Source organism: Sphingobacterium puteale (genome assembly GCF_050986225.1).
Classification (GTDB): Bacteria; Bacteroidota; Bacteroidia; order Sphingobacteriales; family Sphingobacteriaceae; genus Sphingobacterium; species Sphingobacterium puteale.
The window spans coordinates 3,411,679-3,429,012 of record NZ_CP158959.1; the positions used below are offsets into that span (position 1 = coordinate 3,411,679).

Consider the following 17,334-nt stretch of genomic DNA (forward strand, 5'->3'; position numbering starts at 1 on the left):
AAGATATGCCAGCAATATGGAGTGGTGAATTGTAACATACTGATCTTTGCCGATATTGGAAGCCATAAACGAAAAAGAAAATATAAATATGCTAAAACTAGATTTACTTGTCATTGCCGTGCATCCCGATGACGCAGAATTGGGTGCAGGCGGAGTAATGGCAAAATATGTTGCCGAAGGAAAAAAAGTAGGAATTGTAGACTTAACTCAGGGTGAACTCGGTACACGAGGTACTGCGGAGACCAGAGCACAGGAGGCAAAAGATGCAGCAGCAATTCTCGGACTGGCAGCGCGTGAAAATCTCGGTTTGAGAGACGGTTTTTTTGAAAATGCCATCGAGGAAAAAATGGCCATTATAAGTGCCATAAGGAAATACCAGCCAGAAATCGTTATTACCAACGCAATTACTGACCGTCATCCGGATCATGGCAGGGCAGGGCAGCTTGTGAATGAAGCCTGCTTCCTTTCGGGGTTAAGAAAGGTGGAAACCAGAGATCAAAATAATCATATCCAGGAAGCCTTCCGTCCGCGTCTAGTGTTGCAATTTGTGCAGGATTATTACATCAAACCCGATGTAGTCATTGATATTACGGACTACTATGCCATGAAGGAAAAATCAATCCTGGCCTATAAAACACAGTTCTATACAGGCGAAAATATCAATCCTGATGAACCGCAAACGTATATCTCCAATCCGGATTTTATGGAATCTACCGCTGCCAGAGCAAGGGAATTTGGCCGTTACATCCAGGTTAAGTATGCTGAAGGATTTACATCAAAAAAAATATTGGGCGTTGATGATTTATTTGATCTAAGATAGCGCGAAGTTGCAATAAAAGATAAAAGCTTAAAAGCCGAGGATTTTATGACACATAGAATCTTCGGCTTTTTTTGTAAACGGCAGGCGATCTATCAGGAGATAAAACCTTTTACATATTGTTTTGTGATTTCATGCTGTGGATTTAACAGCACTTGCTCAGTGGGGCCAAATTCAAGGATTTCACCACCATAGACAAAAATGATATAATCAGATACCCTTCGGGCTTGTCGTAAAATGTGTGTCACCAGAACAATGGTATAATCCTGCTTTAGTTCGATGAGTAGCTCTTCAATTTTTGCTGTGGATAGTGGGTCCAATGCAGAAGTTGATTCATCGCCAAGTATAATTTCGGGTTCTACAGCAAGCCCCCGCGCTAAGCAGAGCCGTTGTTGCTGTCCAATCGAAAGGCCGCTCGCGGAATGCCCCAAACGGTCCTTAACCTCATCCCATAGGGCTACATTTCGTAATTGTGTCTCGACAATCTTGTCCAGTTCTTTTTTATTTTTCGTACCATGTATACGCGGACCATAAGCTACGTTGTCGTAGATGGACATCGGCAATGGATAGGGTTTTTGGGATAAAAGCCCCATTTTTTTACGGATATGCGTTACTTCGGCATTTTTTCCATAAATATCCTCACCGTTTACAAGCACAGATCCTGTTATTTCAACACCTTTTGTGTCGTCGACCAAGCGATTCAGGGTTTTCAGCAATGTGGTCTTGCCACAGCCTGAAGGTCCGATAATGGAGGTTACGCTATTGTTCGGCAAGGCAAGATTAATATTCTTTAAAATATGTCTCCCATCGATATATACATTGAGATCCTTGATCTGAATGTGAGGATCAGTCAAAGGACTGTTTAACGACGATTCTTTTGTTTCGATTGAAGGATATGCGTGCATACTACGATAATTAAAATGATGATAGTTAAAACCAGGGCGGAAGCATATGCTCGTCCCTGTACCTCAGGAATTGGACTGCTTAACTGAAAAAATATAGCCAAGGGAAGTGTCGCTGCTGGTTCGTCAATATATTTAGGCAAATTGTCACTGAACCCCGTTGTCAATAATACGCCTGCGACATCACCTATTGCTCTTCCGAATGCTAATAGAATGGCTGTCAATAATCCGGCGCGGATACTCCGCAACATAACCTTTGCAAGCTCCCAGCGTGTTGTACCAAGGGAAAGCGTGACATTTTTCAGATCTTCAGGAATCGTTTTGATCAGCTCATCTACGGTACGTACTACAATTGGGATCGTCAATAGTGTGACGGTAATGATACCACCCAATAGTGAAGCTCTTATACCAAAATAGACCATAATTCCAAAACCGACAGCACCATACACAATCGATGGCACTCCATATAGCACATCAAACAACAACTTCGAAAACTGTGTTACTTTGGATTTTGTACCCAAATAAATATTTAGGTAAAGTGATATCGGGATACCAATAAAAGCCGATAGGACAGTCGCTACTCCTGCTAGATAGAGTGAGCCTAATATAGCGTTTAAGATTCCACCTTCTTTGCCGATGTAAAACCCGCCTTTCGGAGGTTGACTGACCATCTCCCAATTGAGATAGGGAAGCCCCTTATAGAGAATCGTACCTACAATAAAAAACAGGGAAGCAGTTACTGTGATTCCAGATAGATGCATGAAACCCTTCGCAATTTTTTCGCTCAATAACCTTCTTTTGGTATTATCCATCTAAACCTCCTTCAAGACGTCTTAAGATCAGACGCGATATTAGATTGAAAACAAATATGATCACAAACAGCAATAATGCTGAAAACATCAATGCAGACTCATAAAGTGGGATGGACATCATCTCACCAAAATTATTCGCAATTAGCGCTGGGATAGGGTAGCCGGCATCAAAGACGGATGTAGGGATCTTGGGCACATTTCCACAAACCATTAATACCGCAATGGTTTCTCCGAACGCACGGGAGGTCGATAAGACAATAGCGGCAATAATACCGGGTTTTGCCTTTTTAAGAATAACATGTTTTATGGTATCCCATTTAGTTGCACCCAAAGACAAAGAAGCTGCTTTTAACTCATACGGAATCGTTTGTAGCACCTCAACCATAATAGAAATCATGATCGGAAAAATCATAACTGCCAATACAATCCCTCCAGCTAACACCGAATAACCAGATGTCACCACGCCAAAAATCGGAGCAATATAAAGCTGTATCAATGGTACAATAAACAATACGCCCCAAACCCCATATAACACCGGTGGTATGGCTGCCAAAACGTTGACAAGTGGAAGCATCATGTTTTTCAATGCATCTGAAGCGTATTCTGTCAGATAAACTGCCGTCAATATACACAATGGAATCGCGATGGCAAGCGATATCAATGTGACAGCAAGTGTGCCAGCAATAAAAGGCAGAAATCCGAATGAGCCCTTCATAGGCGCCCATACTTTGTCCGTCAATAACTGAAATACATTGCTATATTCAAATAACGGAATGGATTTTACTGTTAAACCGACCGCAATAATAACGACAACTGATAGCGAAATCAGCAGTAACAAAAATGTGGACCGTTTTACTAAGGTATCTTTAACTAGACGTGTATTTAGCATGCTATAACTTATTTAGTTCGTCATTGATCAGTGTTTCACTCAATGGTACATAACCATTTTCAAGCAACTGTGACTGCGCCTGTTTCTGCAGTACAAAAGAGATAAATTCCTTCAGGAGCAGGGACTCTGTCTTATTGCGTGTGACAAATGTCAGATCGCGGGAGGGGGGCGCGGGATATTTGCCTGCTGCAACAGCTCCTGTCAGGTCTGACAGCGATCCATAGAATTTCTCGTCGGCTTCAATCTGTCCATTTTTATTTAAATCCAATGGCAGTACATCGATATGGTCAAACACTTTGTTTGTCTTTAAATTATAGACGTAGTTAATATTGTTGAAGCCAATGCCAAACTTATCATCTTTAATAGCTTGGGCAATACCGGGATCTCCGAAGATTCCAACACCTTGCAGGTCCTCCTGTTTGCGTCCGAAAAATTTGGCCCAGGTTTCTGCTGCTCCGGCGGCGTCTGAACGCACATAAACATTAATCGGATCTGCAGTAAATTGCGGATCAATTTGATTCCATGTCTTAAATTTTCGACTGGTAAAAATCCCTGCAAGTTCCTCCTGGGTTAAGCCGCGTTTCATTAATGCTTTATAATTCGGATTAGCAGGATTCAATGTGCATATCACAGCATCTTTGGCTACAATAATAGGGACTGCGCCTTTTTTGACTTCTTGTGGATGCAGATCCCGCGATACAAGGCCAATGTCTACCATACCTGTTAACACGTCGGCAATCCCTTTGCCTGCACCGCCTGCCGAGATATTGAAACGCACATGCGGATGATTTCTTCTGAAGTCTTCGCTCCAGATTACGGCCAAAGGGTAGAGTGCAAAGGCCCCTGAAAGTGAAATATTTCCTTCAAATCCACGCTCTTTACTATATCCATTCTTTACTTTTGGTGCGCAGGACGTGATCTTAAATACGGTTATAAAGCTAAAAAACAGAATAATAAAATATCTTTTTATCGTTACACCCATTAGTCTACAGGTTTAGTATATTAAATTTTATACGGCAAATATATATTAATTTGGTAGATATTATAGAATATTAAAAAAATATTTTTACATTTGACTCGAGAAAAGAATACTAAATCAATAGATTTTATTTGTTTTATGCAAAGCTTCCGTACAGAATTAGAAAATCCAGTCGTGGAAAAGGAGATTATTGAACTTGAAAAAAAGATTCGATTATTTCACGAAGGTAAGATCGCTGATGAAAAATTTAGGTCATTGCGTCTAGCCAGGGGAGTATATGGACAGAGACAACCAGGGGTTCAAATGGTTCGTATCAAACTTCCATTTGGAAAAGTTACTTTTAAACAGTTAATCAAAATAGCGGCAATATCTGATGAATATGCAAGTCGCAACCTGCATCTGACCACGCGTCAGGACATTCAGATCCATTACGTTAGTCTGGATCGTACGCCAGAACTTTGGTCAAAATTGGCAGAGGACGATATTACCTTAAGGGAGGCCTGCGGTAATACCGTTCGTAATGTAACCGCTTCACCAACTTCGGGTATTGATCCGAAAGAACCTTTTGATGTATCGCCGTATGCACAGACAACATTTGAATATTTTTTACGTAACCCGGTCTGTGCGGAGATGGGCAGAAAGTTCAAGATGTCTTTTTCAGCCAGTGAAGAGGATACCGCTTTTTCGTATATTCATGACTTGGGTTTTATTCCAAAATTGAAGTATGTGGATGGTGTGGAAGTGCGTGGTTTCAAAGTATTGCTGGGTGGTGGACTGGGCTCACAGCCATTTTTAGCATCGCTAACAAGTGAATTTCTTCCAGAAGATGAGCTTATCCCTTATATAGAGGCTACTTTAAGAGTATTCGACCGATATGGCGAACGAAACAACCGAAATAAAGCCCGTTTTAAATACCTTATTCAAAAACTAGGTCTGGAAGAGGTGTTAAATCTGATCGAAGCGGAAAAGATTGCTACAAAAGTAAAGACTTTCACTATTGATCGAGCTAAAATTGAGCAACCGCTGCCACCGGATGACAGCCAAATTACCACACTTGATCTGGATACAGACCTAAACTATCAGGTATGGAAGAATACGAATACATTTGAACAAAAACAGGCAGGTTATTACGGTGTCTATGTACGTGTTTCTACAGGGGATATCGGTACCGATAAAGCGCGGTCCTTGGTCGCTGGATTAAAAGATCTTGTTGCGGATGATATCCGGATAACGCAAAATCAAAGTTTGTTGTTGAAATATGCAACCGAAAAGTCGCTACCTCATATTTATCAATTACTCAAATCATTGGATCTTGCACAGGTAGGCTTTGACAGCACTGCAGATGTGACCACATGTCCCGGAACGGATACCTGTAACCTTGGTATTTCAAATAGCACTGAAATGGCGCGGGTCATCGAATCGTATATTGCCGAATTCCATCAAGATTTTATTTTCAACAGAGACCTGAAAATCAAGATATCCGGTTGTATGAATTCCTGCGGTCAACATGGGCTGGCGCATATTGGCTTCCATGGCAGCTCGGTTAAAGCAGAGGGCAAGGTAGTTCCCGCTGCTCAGGTTATGCTTGGTGGTGGTACGATCGGCGACGGTGAAGGCCGGGTAGCCGAACGGATTATCAAAGTACCGACCAAAAGGGTATTGCATGTGGTTGAATTCGTATTGAACGATTATAAAAAGAATGCTGCAGAGACCGAGAATTTTCATGCGTATTACGATAGACAGGGGAAAAATTATTTTTACAACCTCTTAAAACCGCTGTCAGATCTAACGACACTTGCGGAAGATGAGTTTGTGGATTGGGGACATGAAGGTACTTTTCAAACAGCGATAGGTGTGGGTGAGTGTGCTGGGGTAGTGATCGATCTGGTAGCAACATTGATTTATGAGGCGGAGGAAAAGCTGCAATGGGCAAATGAGACATTCGGGGAAGCAAAATTCGCAGACGCTATCTATCATGCATACAATGCCTTTGTTCAGGCAGCGAAAGCCTTGCTGTTAGATAAAGGTATTAGCGCAAGCACACAAAATACAGTGATCAATGAATTCCAGACACATTTTGTGGAGTCCGGGGAATATAACTTTGATCGGTCATTTCCGGAGCTTGTCTTACAAATTAGTAAAAATGAACCTACTGAACGCTTTGCAACAGGTTATCTGCAAGAGGCTACAAAATTTATCAATGAGGTTTATCAACGTAAAAATTTAACGCCTGTATTGGCCTAGGAGGGAACGGAATGTCGATAGAAGCAAAAGTAACATTAGTAGGCGCTGGGCCGGGAGATCCAGACTTGATTAGCCTCAAAGGGATCAAAGCGATCCAGAAAGCGGATGTTATTTTATATGACGCGCTTGTCAATGATGAACTACTGGATTATGCAAAAGCAGATTGTATAAAAATTTACGTCGGAAAACGTGCCGAACAGCTCTCAACTTCTCAAGATGAAATTAATCGCCTATTAGTTGACTATGCCTTGAATTATGGGCATGTGGTGCGCTTAAAAGGAGGGGATCCATTTGTCTTTGGACGCGGCGGTGAGGAGATCGATCATGTGGCACAGTATGGTATTGAAACAGCGGTCATACCGGGTATTTCCTCCGCAATTGGTTTGACGGGGTTACAGCAGATTCCTCTGACTTATAGAGGGATCAGCGAGAGTTTTTGGGTGATAACAGGATCAAAATCTGACGGCAGTTTATCTAGCGATCTATACCTGGCAGCGGAATCCAATGCGACTGTAGTCGTTCTGATGGGCTATGGAAAATTAGCAGAGATCGTGGCCATCTATCAGGAAAAAAACCTTCATCATTTACCGATCGCTTTGATTCAAAATGGTTCACTGCCTAATGAAAAGGTTGTATTGGGCACCATAGACAATATATTAGATGAATCTACTGAAAAAAGAGTTGGGGTACCAGCTATTATCATTATCGGTGAAGTGGTGGCGAAACACAGATCGTTTCAACAGATTAAAGAAAAAGCACTTGCATTATAAGGATGAATAAGTTATTTCCCATATTCGTTAAACTTGATCAGATCGAGACTTTATTGGTCGGCGGTGGAAAAGTTGCGTTGGAAAAATTTCAGGCATTGATAACAAATGAAGAGCGATTGAACCTAACTGTTGTGGCAAGGGAAATTGTTCCAGAATTTGAACTATTGCTTGCGAATTATCCTCACATTCGACTTCATATACGTTCTTTTGAAACTGCTGATATTGAAAACAAGCAACTTGTGATTGCGGCTACGAATAATATAGACCTGAATGATGAACTCCGTGCGTTAACATCACTTCACAATATACTTTTCAATGCAGCGGATAAACCAGATCTATGCGACTTTTATTTGGGATCAATTGTTACTAAAGGCAATCTAAAAGTTGCGATTTCCACAAACGGCAAATCGCCAACGATTGCAAAAAGAGTGAAGGAATTGTTCAACGATCTTTTACCGGACGAAATTGACGAAACGCTTTCGCTGATGAGCGAATATCGTGAACAGTTAAAAGGGGACTTTGAATTTAAAGTAAAGAAGCTGAACGAGCATACCAAAAATATATTACGTCATGAGCGTTAAGGAAATTAAAGAAATTATCGGCGATAAAAAGGGAGCGGAGATGCTGCAGGCAATTGTGGCATTATATCCTTCAGAAGTTGTTTTTTCCACTTCTTTTGGGATAGAAGATCAGATTATCACCGAATGGATCGGCAAAAATAATATCGGCATCGAGATTTTTACTTTAGATACCGGCCGGTTGTTTAAAGAGACGTACTCTTTGTGGAGCCGTACATTGGAACGTTATCAATTGAATATCAAGACATACACACCGGATACAACATTGCTGGAAGATTTTATCAGTAAAAAGGGACCTAATTCTTTCTATGAATCTGTTGAAAATCGTAAAGAATGTTGTCGGATCAGGAAGATTGAGCCATTGCAGCGCGCTATCAAAGGAAAAAAAATTTGGATTACCGGCATTCGGTCTGAACAATCAGTCAATAGACATGATATGGATTTTGTAGAGTATGACGAAGTAAATGATATCATAAAAATCCATCCGCTGTTTGACTGGACCTTTGAACAGGTAAAAATGTATTGCAAGGAACAGTATATTCCCTATAATGTCTTACATGACAAAGGCTTTCCGAGCATTGGTTGCCAACCATGTACAAGAGCTATCCAGGAAGGAGAAGATTTTCGGGCGGGAAGATGGTGGTGGGAAGATCAGAGTAAAAAAGAATGTGGTTTACATGCGGTTAAATCTTAATCCTAAAAAAGCGTAAACCCAAATTCATTAAATCAAATTTATTATTTCAAAGAATGGACTATTTAGATCATTTAGAAGCGGAAGCAATATATATATTAAGAGAAGTCGCCGGACAGTTTGAAAAACCGGCATTACTATTCTCGGGCGGAAAAGATTCCATTACATTGGTTCATCTGGCAAAAAAAGCTTTTAGACCGGGTAAATTTCCCTTTCCATTGGTTCATATTGATACTGGGCACAACTTCCCCGAAACTATTGCTTTCCGTGACAGTCTTATCGAAGAGATCGGAGAAAAACTGATCGTGGGCTATGTCCAAGATAGTATCGATCAGGGCAAAGTCGTTGAGCAAAAAGGAAAAAATGCAAGTCGTAACGCACTTCAGACTGTCACCTTGCTTGAGACAATCTCGAAAAATGGTTTCGATGCATGTATCGGAGGGGCACGCAGAGATGAGGAGAAGGCCCGTGCTAAAGAACGTATTTTCTCAGTGCGGGATGAGTTTGGACAATGGGATCCAAAAAGACAAAGACCTGAACTGTGGAGTATTTTCAATGGTAAGATCAACAAAGGCGAGAATGTACGAGTATTTCCGATTTCAAATTGGACTGAGCTCGATGTCTGGAATTATATCAAACGCGAACAAATCGCATTGCCATCCATTTATTTTAGCCATGAACGGGAGGTAATTACTCGTAACGGACAATTAATGGCAGCCGCACCATTTTTGAATATTGATGAAGAGGATGTTATCGAAACTAAATCTGTTCGTTTCAGGACGGTGGGTGATATGACCTGTACAGCAGCAGTAGATTCTACCGCAGTTGCTTTGGATGATATCATTGCAGAAATCAAAGCATCAACAGTCAGTGAACGTGGGGCGCGGATGGATGACAAAGTATCCGAGGCAGCAATGGAAGAACGCAAAAAACAGGGATATTTTTAATTCCTCAAATCTAATACTTGATATTGACAACAATGAATATATTGAAATTTATAACAGCTGGTTCGGTAGACGATGGTAAGAGTACCCTAATCGGTCGATTGCTATATGATACCAATTCTATTTTGGATGACCAATTGGAAGCGATACAACGTGCAAATCGAAAAAATGATGATGGAACAGTAGATTTAGCGATATTAACGGATGGACTAAAGGCAGAACGCGAACAAGGAATCACGATCGATGTCGCTTACAAATATTTTCAGACCGATCAGCGAAAATACATTATTGCTGATGCTCCGGGCCATATCCAATATACGCGAAACATGGTAACCGGCGCATCCAACTCTGAGCTGATTATCATCTTGGTAGATGCACGGAAGGGAGTTATTGAACAAACAAAAAGGCATTCGTTTATTGCTAAATTACTGGCGATGAAGCAGGTATTAGTATGTGTCAATAAAATGGATATGGTAGATTATAGCGCTACTGTTTTTGAACAAATCAAAAATGATTACCAGCAATTGGCTGCTAATTTAGGGCTTCAGGAGGTTGATTTTATCCCGGTATCCGCCTTAAAAGGCGACAATATTGTTCATAAGTCCGATCGTATGCTCTGGTATTCCGGAGAATCGCTATTGGATTACTTGGAAAATGTTGAAATTCACGAAAATCAAGCGGCGAATTGGAGATTCCCGGTACAATGGGTTGTAAGGCCACAAACGGATGATCTACATGATTATAGGGGATATGCAGGCAGAGTATTAGGAGAGGGGCTTACGGTGGGTGATCAGGTGATTATTTATCCTTCTGAAACATACAGTACTATCAAAGCCATAGAATTTAACGGCCTGCAGCTTGACCGGGCAGAAAATGGACAGTCAGTTATTCTTCATTTAACAGACGATGTGGACATTAGTCGAGGCGACACGATTGCAAATGTTGAAAAACAACCAAAATTTGAACGTAATATTCAGGCAAACGTATGCTGGTTTGACAACAAACCCTTGGATACCGAACAGATCTATTTGCTACAGAGCCACAGTAAATTGACAAAAATTAAGATTGTTGATGTGCTTTATAAATTTGACATCAACACACAGGAAAAAGTCTTTGACGAAACGATCAAGCTCAATGATATTGGTCGGATCGCGATCAAATCAGCAGAAAATCTTGTATTTGATTTACAAGCAGAAAATGCTGCGAATTCACAGGCGATCGTCATTGATCCACGGACTAATTTAACAGTTGGTGCTTTGATGATTCAGGCTGTTGATTAGCATTTTTTTTATCTGTAAATATTCAACCTAAATATTTATTGAGGAATCCGGGCATTTTGCTTGGATTCCTTTTTATTTAAAGTATGCAAACCTTATTTGTAAATCATTGTAAGAAAATAAAACCTCCATTCTCATCATTATGTATATTTATTATAATTTATATTATGTTAAATAGTAATATACAAACCCACTCTTCCATACGACAGTTCGTGCGACTATATTAAACAAATTACAACATTCCGTCTGTTTTATTGTAAAAACGAAAATGATTCTTCTTTTTATTCAAAATGTCGAATAAAATACACGGATGATTTGATTTCGGGCTACATTCCGATATCACCGAGCCAAATAGCTTATACGGTATAGAATTCGAAATTTCATTATAATCGCCTAAAATTTGTAAAAAATTAACAAAAATTGGTTTTCTGTTAAAAAATATATAAATTAGTGCCAGCCAAAGGGAAATTTTACTAATTAAAACATGTCAAAAAATTTTAACGAGTTCATTGCGAGCGTTGAGAAACGTAATCCAAATGAACCAGAATTCTTACAAGCAGTAAAAGAAGTTACAGAGGATTTATTTCCTTATATCACCAACAATCATCCTGAGTTTTTCGACCAAAAAATTCTTGAACGTCTGACCGAACCTGAACGTATTATTTCTTTTCGTGTAACCTGGTTAGATGACAACCATGAGGTGCAGGTAAACCGTGGATACCGTGTGCAAATGAATAGTTCTATAGGTCCTTACAAAGGAGGCCTCCGCTTCGCTCCTTCTGTGAATCAGAGCATCTTGAAATTCCTTGCTTTTGAACAAGTTTTCAAAAACAGTTTAACGGGCTTGCCGATCGGTGGTGGTAAAGGCGGTTCTGATTTTGACCCCAAAGGTAAATCAGATAATGAAATCATGCGTTTTTGCCAAAGCTTTATGACGGAATTATATCGTCATATAGGTGCTGATACAGATGTTCCTGCAGGGGATATCGGTGTTGGTGGACGTGAAATTGGCTTTTTATTCGGACAATTTAAACGTCTTCAGAATAACTTTACCGGCGTCCTGACGGGTAAAGGTGAATTATGGGGAGGTTCCTACATTCGTCCGGAAGCTACCGGATATGGCCTATTATACTTTGTGGACTGCATATTTAAACATAAAGGACAATCCTTAAATGGTAAAGTTGCAACAGTTTCAGGTGCTGGCAATGTTGCATTTTATGCGGTTGAAAAAGCAATGCAATTAGGTGCAAAAGTAATTACTGTTTCTAATAGTCTCGGCACATTGTATGATCCAGATGGTTTTGATACAGAGAAAATGGCTTTTGGAGCAACTTTAGGACGGAATTTAGACCGATACCCTGCCCGTTATCCAAATGCCCAGTTTTTACCTGGAAAGAAACCTTGGCAGTTTAAATGTGATATCGCATTACCTTGTGCAACACAAAATGAACTGGATGAATCTGACGCCAAAACACTTGTGACAAATGGCTGCATCTGTGTTGCTGAAGGCGCTAATATGCCTTCCACCGCCGAAGCCATTAAGGTTTTCTTAGATGCAAAAATTAGTTTTGCTCCGGGGAAAGCGGCAAATGCAGGTGGAGTTGCTGTAAGTGGTCTGGAAATGTCTCAAAACTCGATCCGTACTCAATGGTGTACCGAGGAAGTTGACAACCGTTTGAAAACAATTATGGAGAGCATTCACGAGACTTGTTTGAAATATGGCAAAGAAAGTGATTTTGTTAACTATTTAAAAGGTGCTAATATTGGTGGCTTTATTAAGGTAGCCAATGCAATGAAAGCGCAAGGAGTTGTATAATCAGCCTTTTTCTAATCATATCATAATCCTGAACGCTCAAATGTATTTCATTTGGGCGTTTTTTTATACTTTTATGGTAATTTTTAAAAAAAGAGATTTACATGAGATTAATAGCGGAACTCCCCCATCCTGATTGCAAGATTTCCATCTTTGGAATGAACCAGAAATTCATTATCAAATTTGAACAAGGAAATCTGGAGCAATCCTATAAAATTGCAGAAGTTGATATCATAGGCGGGGTAAATGGTGTCTTTGAATTACTTGATGAGGAATTTCTTAAAAGTGTGTTAGATCAGTTTGCTTTAATGCGTCAATCATTTAACAGTGCTTACAGTAGATACGAATAGTAGCAATTATGTTAAACTATCTTTATTTCGCAGCATTTTGGGCTTGCCAGATTGTATCCTCTATCCTATTTAAACTAGGTGGAATTCATCCAAAGTATAAATGGGTCGCATTGATTATTGGAAATATTATTTTGCTTTCGGCAAGCTGGTTTCTTATCCAACTGTTTAAAAATGTCTCGCAGCCTATAGTTATTGCATTGTGTTCAGGCGGGACTTTTTTAACTGTCCAGCTGGCCATGGCGTTGTATTTCAAAAGCCCACTTAGTTGGCAGCAGGTAGTCGGTATGTTTGTTATTATTGTGGGTATGGTAATGATCACCTTTGGTGGCAAAGACCAGACAGCTTAAGAATTTGATTTTATCCCGAAAAAATTGATGAGCTTTATTTATTATAATAAAACTCATCAATTACAAGTGAACTTGCGAGCTGTTGATTAAAGCGGTCTAAATCCGTCATTTTTCCGGAAATATCATACATTACTTCCAGTTTTCCACTGATTTTCTCGATTACACGACGTGAAGCTTTAATTTTAAAATCCAGCGCCATTTGTTCAAACTCATGTAGATGATAAAATTCATTTGAACTAAATTTGATATGTAATGAACGTACTAGATAGTAACGCGATAATAATACTTCTATCCGCTGGAAAAGCGCAAGGATAAGCACCATAAAAATGGCGAAGGAGATTGCATAAACTGATTCGCCCAATCCGGCAAACATTCCAATCCCGGCTGTGGCCCAGATAACGGCTGCAGTAGTTAGGCCACTGACTGATAATTTACCTTTAAATATAACTCCTGCTCCTATAAAACCGATACCTGTAACGATATTGGCAGCAACCCGATCCGTACTATTGCCAATAAATAAACAGGATACAATCGTGAACATGGCAGAGCCAAAGCAGATCAGTACCACTGTACGGAATCCAGCCGATTTATTTCTGTACTCACGCTCAAAGCCGATTAAACTGCCGCACAAAATTGAAGTTATGGCATTTAGTAAAGGCTTACTACTCAAAAAATCAATAATATTTTCCATAATAAGTGCTGTTGGACGATAATATCAAAAACTCCCATTTAAACAATGGGAGCTCTCTTTTCCTATAAGTAAGCGTAAGTTATTCCATCACCACCGCGGTCTTGATGTTCATCTTCAAACCGGCTGACATGGCTGTATTTACGTAAATAGTCCCGAATGAATTTTCGCAAAATACCATCCCCTTTACCATGAATAATTTTTAAGGATGGATAGCCTACCATAACGGCCCTATCCAGTACTTTTTCTAATTCATTCAGTGCATCTTCGGTTCGCATACCACGGAGGTCAATCTCCGGATTAAAATCCGCTACGGTTCCGGCTGACAACGATCTGGATAAACTTTTTGCTGATTTCTTATTTTCCCGTCCTTCGAGCTTAACGACATTCTTTCGCTTCTGCACTGTTCGCAATTCTCCCATGGCAAGAATCACGTTGTTTTTAGCAATTTCAACAACCTGTGCTTCGGCTCCATTGTCAATAATCTGCACCCAGTCACCGATGGTCAGTTCGGAGGATTCCGTTATTTTGTCTTTGATGACATGCTTAGTCGTCTGTTCTTTTGGCAAAACAGCTTTCAGAGCTTGATCCAGGTTGCTGCGCAGTTCACGGGTTTTCTCCTTATCAGCTTTCGCCGACTTGATCTGTGCGACCGTATTTTCAATTAATTTATTGGAGTTCCTGATGATTTCCTGAGCCTCCTCTTTGGCTTTTTTAAGTATAACCCGTTTATTTTCCTCCAGATAATTTTGCAGTTCCAGGTACTCAGATTTAAGAGATTCAAGTTCTTTCTCTCTTTTATTAATGGCAACTTTTGTATCAAACACCTCTTTCTTCTCCCGTTCAAGATCGATCAACAAGGTATCTACCTTTTTCTGTTGTACACCGATCTTCCCTTTGGCAGCCTCTAGAATATCCTTTCCTAACCCTATTTTCTGCGCAATTTCGAAGGCATAAGAGCTTCCAGGTTTACCGATCTGGAGAATATACATTGGACGCATCTCACGGTTATCGAACAACATAGAAGCATTCTCCAGACCCGTTGTATTGCTCGCAAATACTTTTAAGTTTGAGTAGTGGGTGGTTACCACACCTCTAATCTGCTTTTTATTCAGCGATTCCAACACAGCTTCGGCAATAGGTCCTCCAAATAAAGGATCTGTTCCGGTACCGAATTCATCAATGAGCACCAAGGTGCGTCCACTGGCAAATTCCGTAAAATATTTCATTTTCGATAAGTGTGCACTGTAGGTACTGAGGTCACTCTCAATAGATTGATCATCACCGATATCAGCGAATATTTGCTTAAATACGCCTACTTTCGTCGTTGGCTCAGCTGGGATCAATAAACCCGATTGTACCATGATCTGTAGCAAACCTACGGTCTTCATACAAACTGACTTACCGCCGGCATTTGGTCCGGAGACAACAATAACACGTTGCAATTGGTCGATCTGTATATTCAAGGGAACGACAGTACCTTTATGGTGTTCGTTAAGTATGAGTAAAGGGTGACGCGCATTGATGAGATTGATCTCCGCTTCTTTGGACAGTTCCGGCATCTCGGCCTCAATATCCAAGGCAAACAAAGCTTTGGCCCTAACAAAATCAACCTTGGTCAATAAACCATGATAAGACAGCAATAATGGGAGATGTGGACGTACTTTATCTGTGAGTTCAACAAGAATTCGGATAACCTCCCTCCTGCGCTCAAATTCAAGATCTCTTATCTTATTATTAAGCTGGAATACTTCTTCTGGTTCAATGTAAGCTGTCTGCCCTGTTGCTGATTCGTCGTGAATTAATCCTTTGAGCTTTCTTTTGTTTTCCGCCAGGATGGGGATACACAGACGTCCATCGCGTACGGTCAAATTGCCATCCGCGGTCCACCCGCTGTCCTGCGCATTTTTGAAAATACTATTTATGCGTTTGAGCGCATCTTGTTCTGCACGTTGTATTTGCTGGGTGATCTCAAGTAACAGGCGGGAAGCATTATTTTTGAGTTTCCCACGCTCGTCGATGACTGTTTCAATATCTCGGATGATTCCCTTCTCTATCGGTAAATGCTCAAATAGCACTTCCAAATTTGGATATAGCCCTTCTCTTTCATTAAAATATCGAATGATGGCGTAAACAGTTTTCAAAGACAACAAGACACGAAAAAACTCTTCTTCAAGTAGAAAAGCACCTTCAACCCTTGCTTTTTCAATAATGGATTTTAAAGGAAAAAAATTCTCGACGGGAAATGCCCCATCATTGACAAGAAGATCTTTGAATTCACTTGTCTGTCTCAAAAAACGATCTATCTGATCAAAGCGAGTTTGTGGCTGAATTTTTTCGACCAGTTCACGGCCTGATTCACTCAGGCATTTTTGTTTTATTTTATCTTTTATCTCGGAAAAGCCGAGTTTATCTATCGCATTTAATGGATATACCATAAAATTATATTCTTTGATGGTTAAAGTTTTGATACAGGCTTTAATGCCTGTGGTGGAGTAAGAATAGGTTTTTCAAGCCTTTGTTCGATTTGTTTTGGTAACGTTGCTGTGTCCTTTGCCGAAACGCCAGGTGTTGTTGCTGGGGACGCAGGATTTCCAGAGGAAGTAGGCGGCGGTGATCCAGCTGGAGTTATTGAACTACCTATAGATAGCTGGTTCATTAAATAGCTGTCCAAACTAACACCTGTTTTCTGTTGGAAATTTTTGTTAAACAACCAAGACGCTTCTTTAAAACTGAATTTCTCCTTGCTTGGTTGGTAGTGGATAAGCGCAGCAATACGTTCTTGATACTGTTGCTGTTGTCGCATCACACGACTTGTACTATCCTGAATCCTTGCATTGACAATCGAATCCCTTGTTCGGATAGAATCTTGTTTTTTACGTTCGATATCCGTATAAAACTTATTCTCCTTCGTCAAGTTATCTTCCACTTTTTTATAAATGGCCGACATGATTTCAGCATCTTTACCATAATAGTCCAGGTTCTTTTTAAAAGAAACGGAGTCTAACCCGTATTTATCAAAAGTCACCTGATACAAAGGCACCATCACTTTGCGTGCACTATCAATGGGCAAAATATTGAGATATGAATCTGTCAATTGGATTTCTGTCAAAGCATTTACAAATTTGCTTTGCGAGATAATATCCTTCTCTTCTGGTCTGACACAGGAACCAAATAAAAAAATCACAGCAAGTAGATTCAGTATTAATCGTAGCATTTCGTAGTTTTGTACA

17 protein-coding genes are annotated in these 17,334 nt (G+C 40.2%); 10 read left to right on the plus strand and 7 right to left on the minus strand.

Translation table 11 applies throughout. The features are described from left to right. Positions 1-88 precede the first annotated feature (88 nt). Positions 89-820: a bacillithiol biosynthesis deacetylase BshB1 gene (gene bshB1 / locus ABTV71_RS14500; protein WP_433903691.1), complete on the plus strand. Its 732-nt coding sequence runs from the start codon at positions 89-91 to the stop codon at positions 818-820. Between the two features lie 92 nt (positions 821-912). Here bshB1 and ABTV71_RS14505 read toward each other — a convergent pair whose 3' ends face one another. Genes ABTV71_RS14505 through ABTV71_RS14520 form a run of 4 tightly spaced genes read right to left on the minus strand, consistent with a single transcriptional unit; the run spans position 913 to position 4,402 of the window. Further along, a complete protein-coding gene (locus ABTV71_RS14505) occupies positions 913-1,722 on the minus strand; it encodes a phosphate ABC transporter ATP-binding protein (RefSeq protein WP_121123415.1) in 810 nt (269 codons plus the stop codon). Continuing rightward, on the minus strand, positions 1,680-2,531 hold the full coding sequence (locus ABTV71_RS14510) for a PstA family ABC transporter permease (protein WP_121123417.1): 852 nt from the start codon (positions 2,529-2,531) through the stop codon (positions 1,680-1,682). The genes ABTV71_RS14505 and ABTV71_RS14510 overlap by 43 nt, the downstream gene beginning before the upstream one ends. Next, positions 2,524-3,420, minus strand: a complete 897-nt coding sequence (gene pstC / locus ABTV71_RS14515; protein ID WP_433903692.1) for a phosphate ABC transporter permease subunit PstC — start codon at positions 3,418-3,420, stop codon at positions 2,524-2,526. The genes ABTV71_RS14510 and pstC overlap by 8 nt, the downstream gene beginning before the upstream one ends. Before the next feature lies 1 nt (position 3,421). Next, on the minus strand, positions 3,422-4,402 hold the full coding sequence (locus tag ABTV71_RS14520) for a PstS family phosphate ABC transporter substrate-binding protein (protein WP_433903693.1): 981 nt from the start codon (positions 4,400-4,402) through the stop codon (positions 3,422-3,424). 135 nt (positions 4,403-4,537) lie between these two features. Here ABTV71_RS14520 and ABTV71_RS14525 point away from each other — a divergent pair, with 135 nt between their 5' ends. The 9 genes from ABTV71_RS14525 to ABTV71_RS14565 all read left to right on the plus strand — a co-directional run bounded on the left by ABTV71_RS14525 (position 4,538) and on the right by ABTV71_RS14565 (position 13,413). Beyond that, positions 4,538-6,643 (plus strand): HEPN domain-containing protein, encoded by a 2,106-nt coding sequence (locus ABTV71_RS14525; protein WP_433900027.1) that lies wholly within the window; start codon positions 4,538-4,540, stop codon positions 6,641-6,643. A gap of 11 nt (positions 6,644-6,654) precedes the next feature. Beyond that, positions 6,655-7,413 (plus strand): uroporphyrinogen-III C-methyltransferase, encoded by a 759-nt coding sequence (cobA, locus tag ABTV71_RS14530; protein ID WP_121123424.1) that lies wholly within the window; start codon positions 6,655-6,657, stop codon positions 7,411-7,413. A gap of 2 nt (positions 7,414-7,415) precedes the next feature. Beyond that, positions 7,416-7,994: a precorrin-2 dehydrogenase/sirohydrochlorin ferrochelatase family protein gene (locus tag ABTV71_RS14535; RefSeq protein WP_433900028.1), complete on the plus strand. Its 579-nt coding sequence runs from the start codon at positions 7,416-7,418 to the stop codon at positions 7,992-7,994. After that, positions 7,984-8,685 carry a phosphoadenylyl-sulfate reductase gene (locus tag ABTV71_RS14540; protein ID WP_433900029.1) on the plus strand — a complete coding sequence of 234 codons (702 nt, stop codon included), beginning with the start codon at positions 7,984-7,986 and terminating at the stop codon, positions 8,683-8,685. The genes ABTV71_RS14535 and ABTV71_RS14540 overlap by 11 nt, the downstream gene beginning before the upstream one ends. Before the next feature lie 53 nt (positions 8,686-8,738). Next, positions 8,739-9,629: a sulfate adenylyltransferase subunit CysD gene (gene cysD, locus ABTV71_RS14545; RefSeq protein ID WP_433900030.1), complete on the plus strand. Its 891-nt coding sequence runs from the start codon at positions 8,739-8,741 to the stop codon at positions 9,627-9,629. A 32-nt stretch (positions 9,630-9,661) separates the two neighbouring features. Then, positions 9,662-10,906, plus strand: coding sequence for a sulfate adenylyltransferase subunit 1 (locus tag ABTV71_RS14550; RefSeq protein WP_433900031.1), 1,245 nt, complete (start codon positions 9,662-9,664; stop codon positions 10,904-10,906). Positions 10,907-11,387: 481 nt separating this feature from the next. Beyond that, a complete protein-coding gene (gdhA, locus tag ABTV71_RS14555; protein ID WP_121123434.1) occupies positions 11,388-12,719 on the plus strand; it encodes an NADP-specific glutamate dehydrogenase in 1,332 nt (443 codons plus the stop codon). A 101-nt stretch (positions 12,720-12,820) separates the two neighbouring features. Continuing rightward, positions 12,821-13,066, plus strand: coding sequence for a hypothetical protein (locus ABTV71_RS14560; protein WP_077433299.1), 246 nt, complete (start codon positions 12,821-12,823; stop codon positions 13,064-13,066). An 8-nt stretch (positions 13,067-13,074) separates the two neighbouring features. Then, positions 13,075-13,413, plus strand: a complete 339-nt coding sequence (locus ABTV71_RS14565) for a hypothetical protein (protein ID WP_121123436.1) — start codon at positions 13,075-13,077, stop codon at positions 13,411-13,413. 34 nt (positions 13,414-13,447) lie between these two features. On the opposite strand, the gene ABTV71_RS14570 is transcribed toward ABTV71_RS14565, so the two are convergent. The 3 genes from ABTV71_RS14570 to ABTV71_RS14580 form a co-directional block, all read right to left on the minus strand. Next, positions 13,448-14,104 (minus strand): MgtC/SapB family protein, encoded by a 657-nt coding sequence (locus tag ABTV71_RS14570; protein WP_433900032.1) that lies wholly within the window; start codon positions 14,102-14,104, stop codon positions 13,448-13,450. A gap of 62 nt (positions 14,105-14,166) precedes the next feature. After that, positions 14,167-16,539, minus strand: coding sequence for an endonuclease MutS2 (locus ABTV71_RS14575; protein WP_433900033.1), 2,373 nt, complete (start codon positions 16,537-16,539; stop codon positions 14,167-14,169). Positions 16,540-16,559: 20 nt separating this feature from the next. Further along, entirely contained in the window at positions 16,560-17,318 is a 759-nt protein-coding gene (locus tag ABTV71_RS14580; RefSeq protein WP_121123442.1) for a DUF4296 domain-containing protein, read from the minus strand. Positions 17,319-17,334 lie beyond the last annotated feature (16 nt).

Bases quoted from the DNA above. Each gene is read 5' to 3' on its own strand.
- ABTV71_RS14560 (WP_077433299.1), top strand. From the start codon at position 12,821: ATGAGATTAATAGCGGAACTCCCCCATCCTGATTGCAAGATTTCCATC.
- pstC (WP_433903692.1), bottom strand. From the start codon at position 3,420: ATGCTAAATACACGTCTAGTTAAAGATACCTTAGTAAAACGGTCCACA.
- ABTV71_RS14580 (WP_121123442.1), bottom strand. From the start codon at position 17,318: ATGCTACGATTAATACTGAATCTACTTGCTGTGATTTTTTTATTTGGT.
- gdhA (WP_121123434.1), top strand. From the start codon at position 11,388: ATGTCAAAAAATTTTAACGAGTTCATTGCGAGCGTTGAGAAACGTAAT.
- ABTV71_RS14550 (WP_433900031.1), top strand. From the start codon at position 9,662: ATGAATATATTGAAATTTATAACAGCTGGTTCGGTAGACGATGGTAAG.
- cobA (WP_121123424.1), top strand. From the start codon at position 6,655: ATGTCGATAGAAGCAAAAGTAACATTAGTAGGCGCTGGGCCGGGAGAT.
- ABTV71_RS14510 (WP_121123417.1), bottom strand. From the start codon at position 2,531: ATGGATAATACCAAAAGAAGGTTATTGAGCGAAAAAATTGCGAAGGGT.
- ABTV71_RS14565 (WP_121123436.1), top strand. From the start codon at position 13,075: ATGTTAAACTATCTTTATTTCGCAGCATTTTGGGCTTGCCAGATTGTA.
- ABTV71_RS14520 (WP_433903693.1), bottom strand. From the start codon at position 4,402: ATGGGTGTAACGATAAAAAGATATTTTATTATTCTGTTTTTTAGCTTT.
- cysD (WP_433900030.1), top strand. From the start codon at position 8,739: ATGGACTATTTAGATCATTTAGAAGCGGAAGCAATATATATATTAAGA.
- ABTV71_RS14575 (WP_433900033.1), bottom strand. From the start codon at position 16,539: ATGGTATATCCATTAAATGCGATAGATAAACTCGGCTTTTCCGAGATA.
- ABTV71_RS14525 (WP_433900027.1), top strand. From the start codon at position 4,538: ATGCAAAGCTTCCGTACAGAATTAGAAAATCCAGTCGTGGAAAAGGAG.
- ABTV71_RS14505 (WP_121123415.1), bottom strand. From the start codon at position 1,722: ATGCACGCATATCCTTCAATCGAAACAAAAGAATCGTCGTTAAACAGT.
- bshB1 (WP_433903691.1), top strand. From the start codon at position 89: ATGCTAAAACTAGATTTACTTGTCATTGCCGTGCATCCCGATGACGCA.
- ABTV71_RS14535 (WP_433900028.1), top strand. From the start codon at position 7,416: ATGAATAAGTTATTTCCCATATTCGTTAAACTTGATCAGATCGAGACT.
- ABTV71_RS14540 (WP_433900029.1), top strand. From the start codon at position 7,984: ATGAGCGTTAAGGAAATTAAAGAAATTATCGGCGATAAAAAGGGAGCG.
- ABTV71_RS14570 (WP_433900032.1), bottom strand. From the start codon at position 14,104: ATGGAAAATATTATTGATTTTTTGAGTAGTAAGCCTTTACTAAATGCC.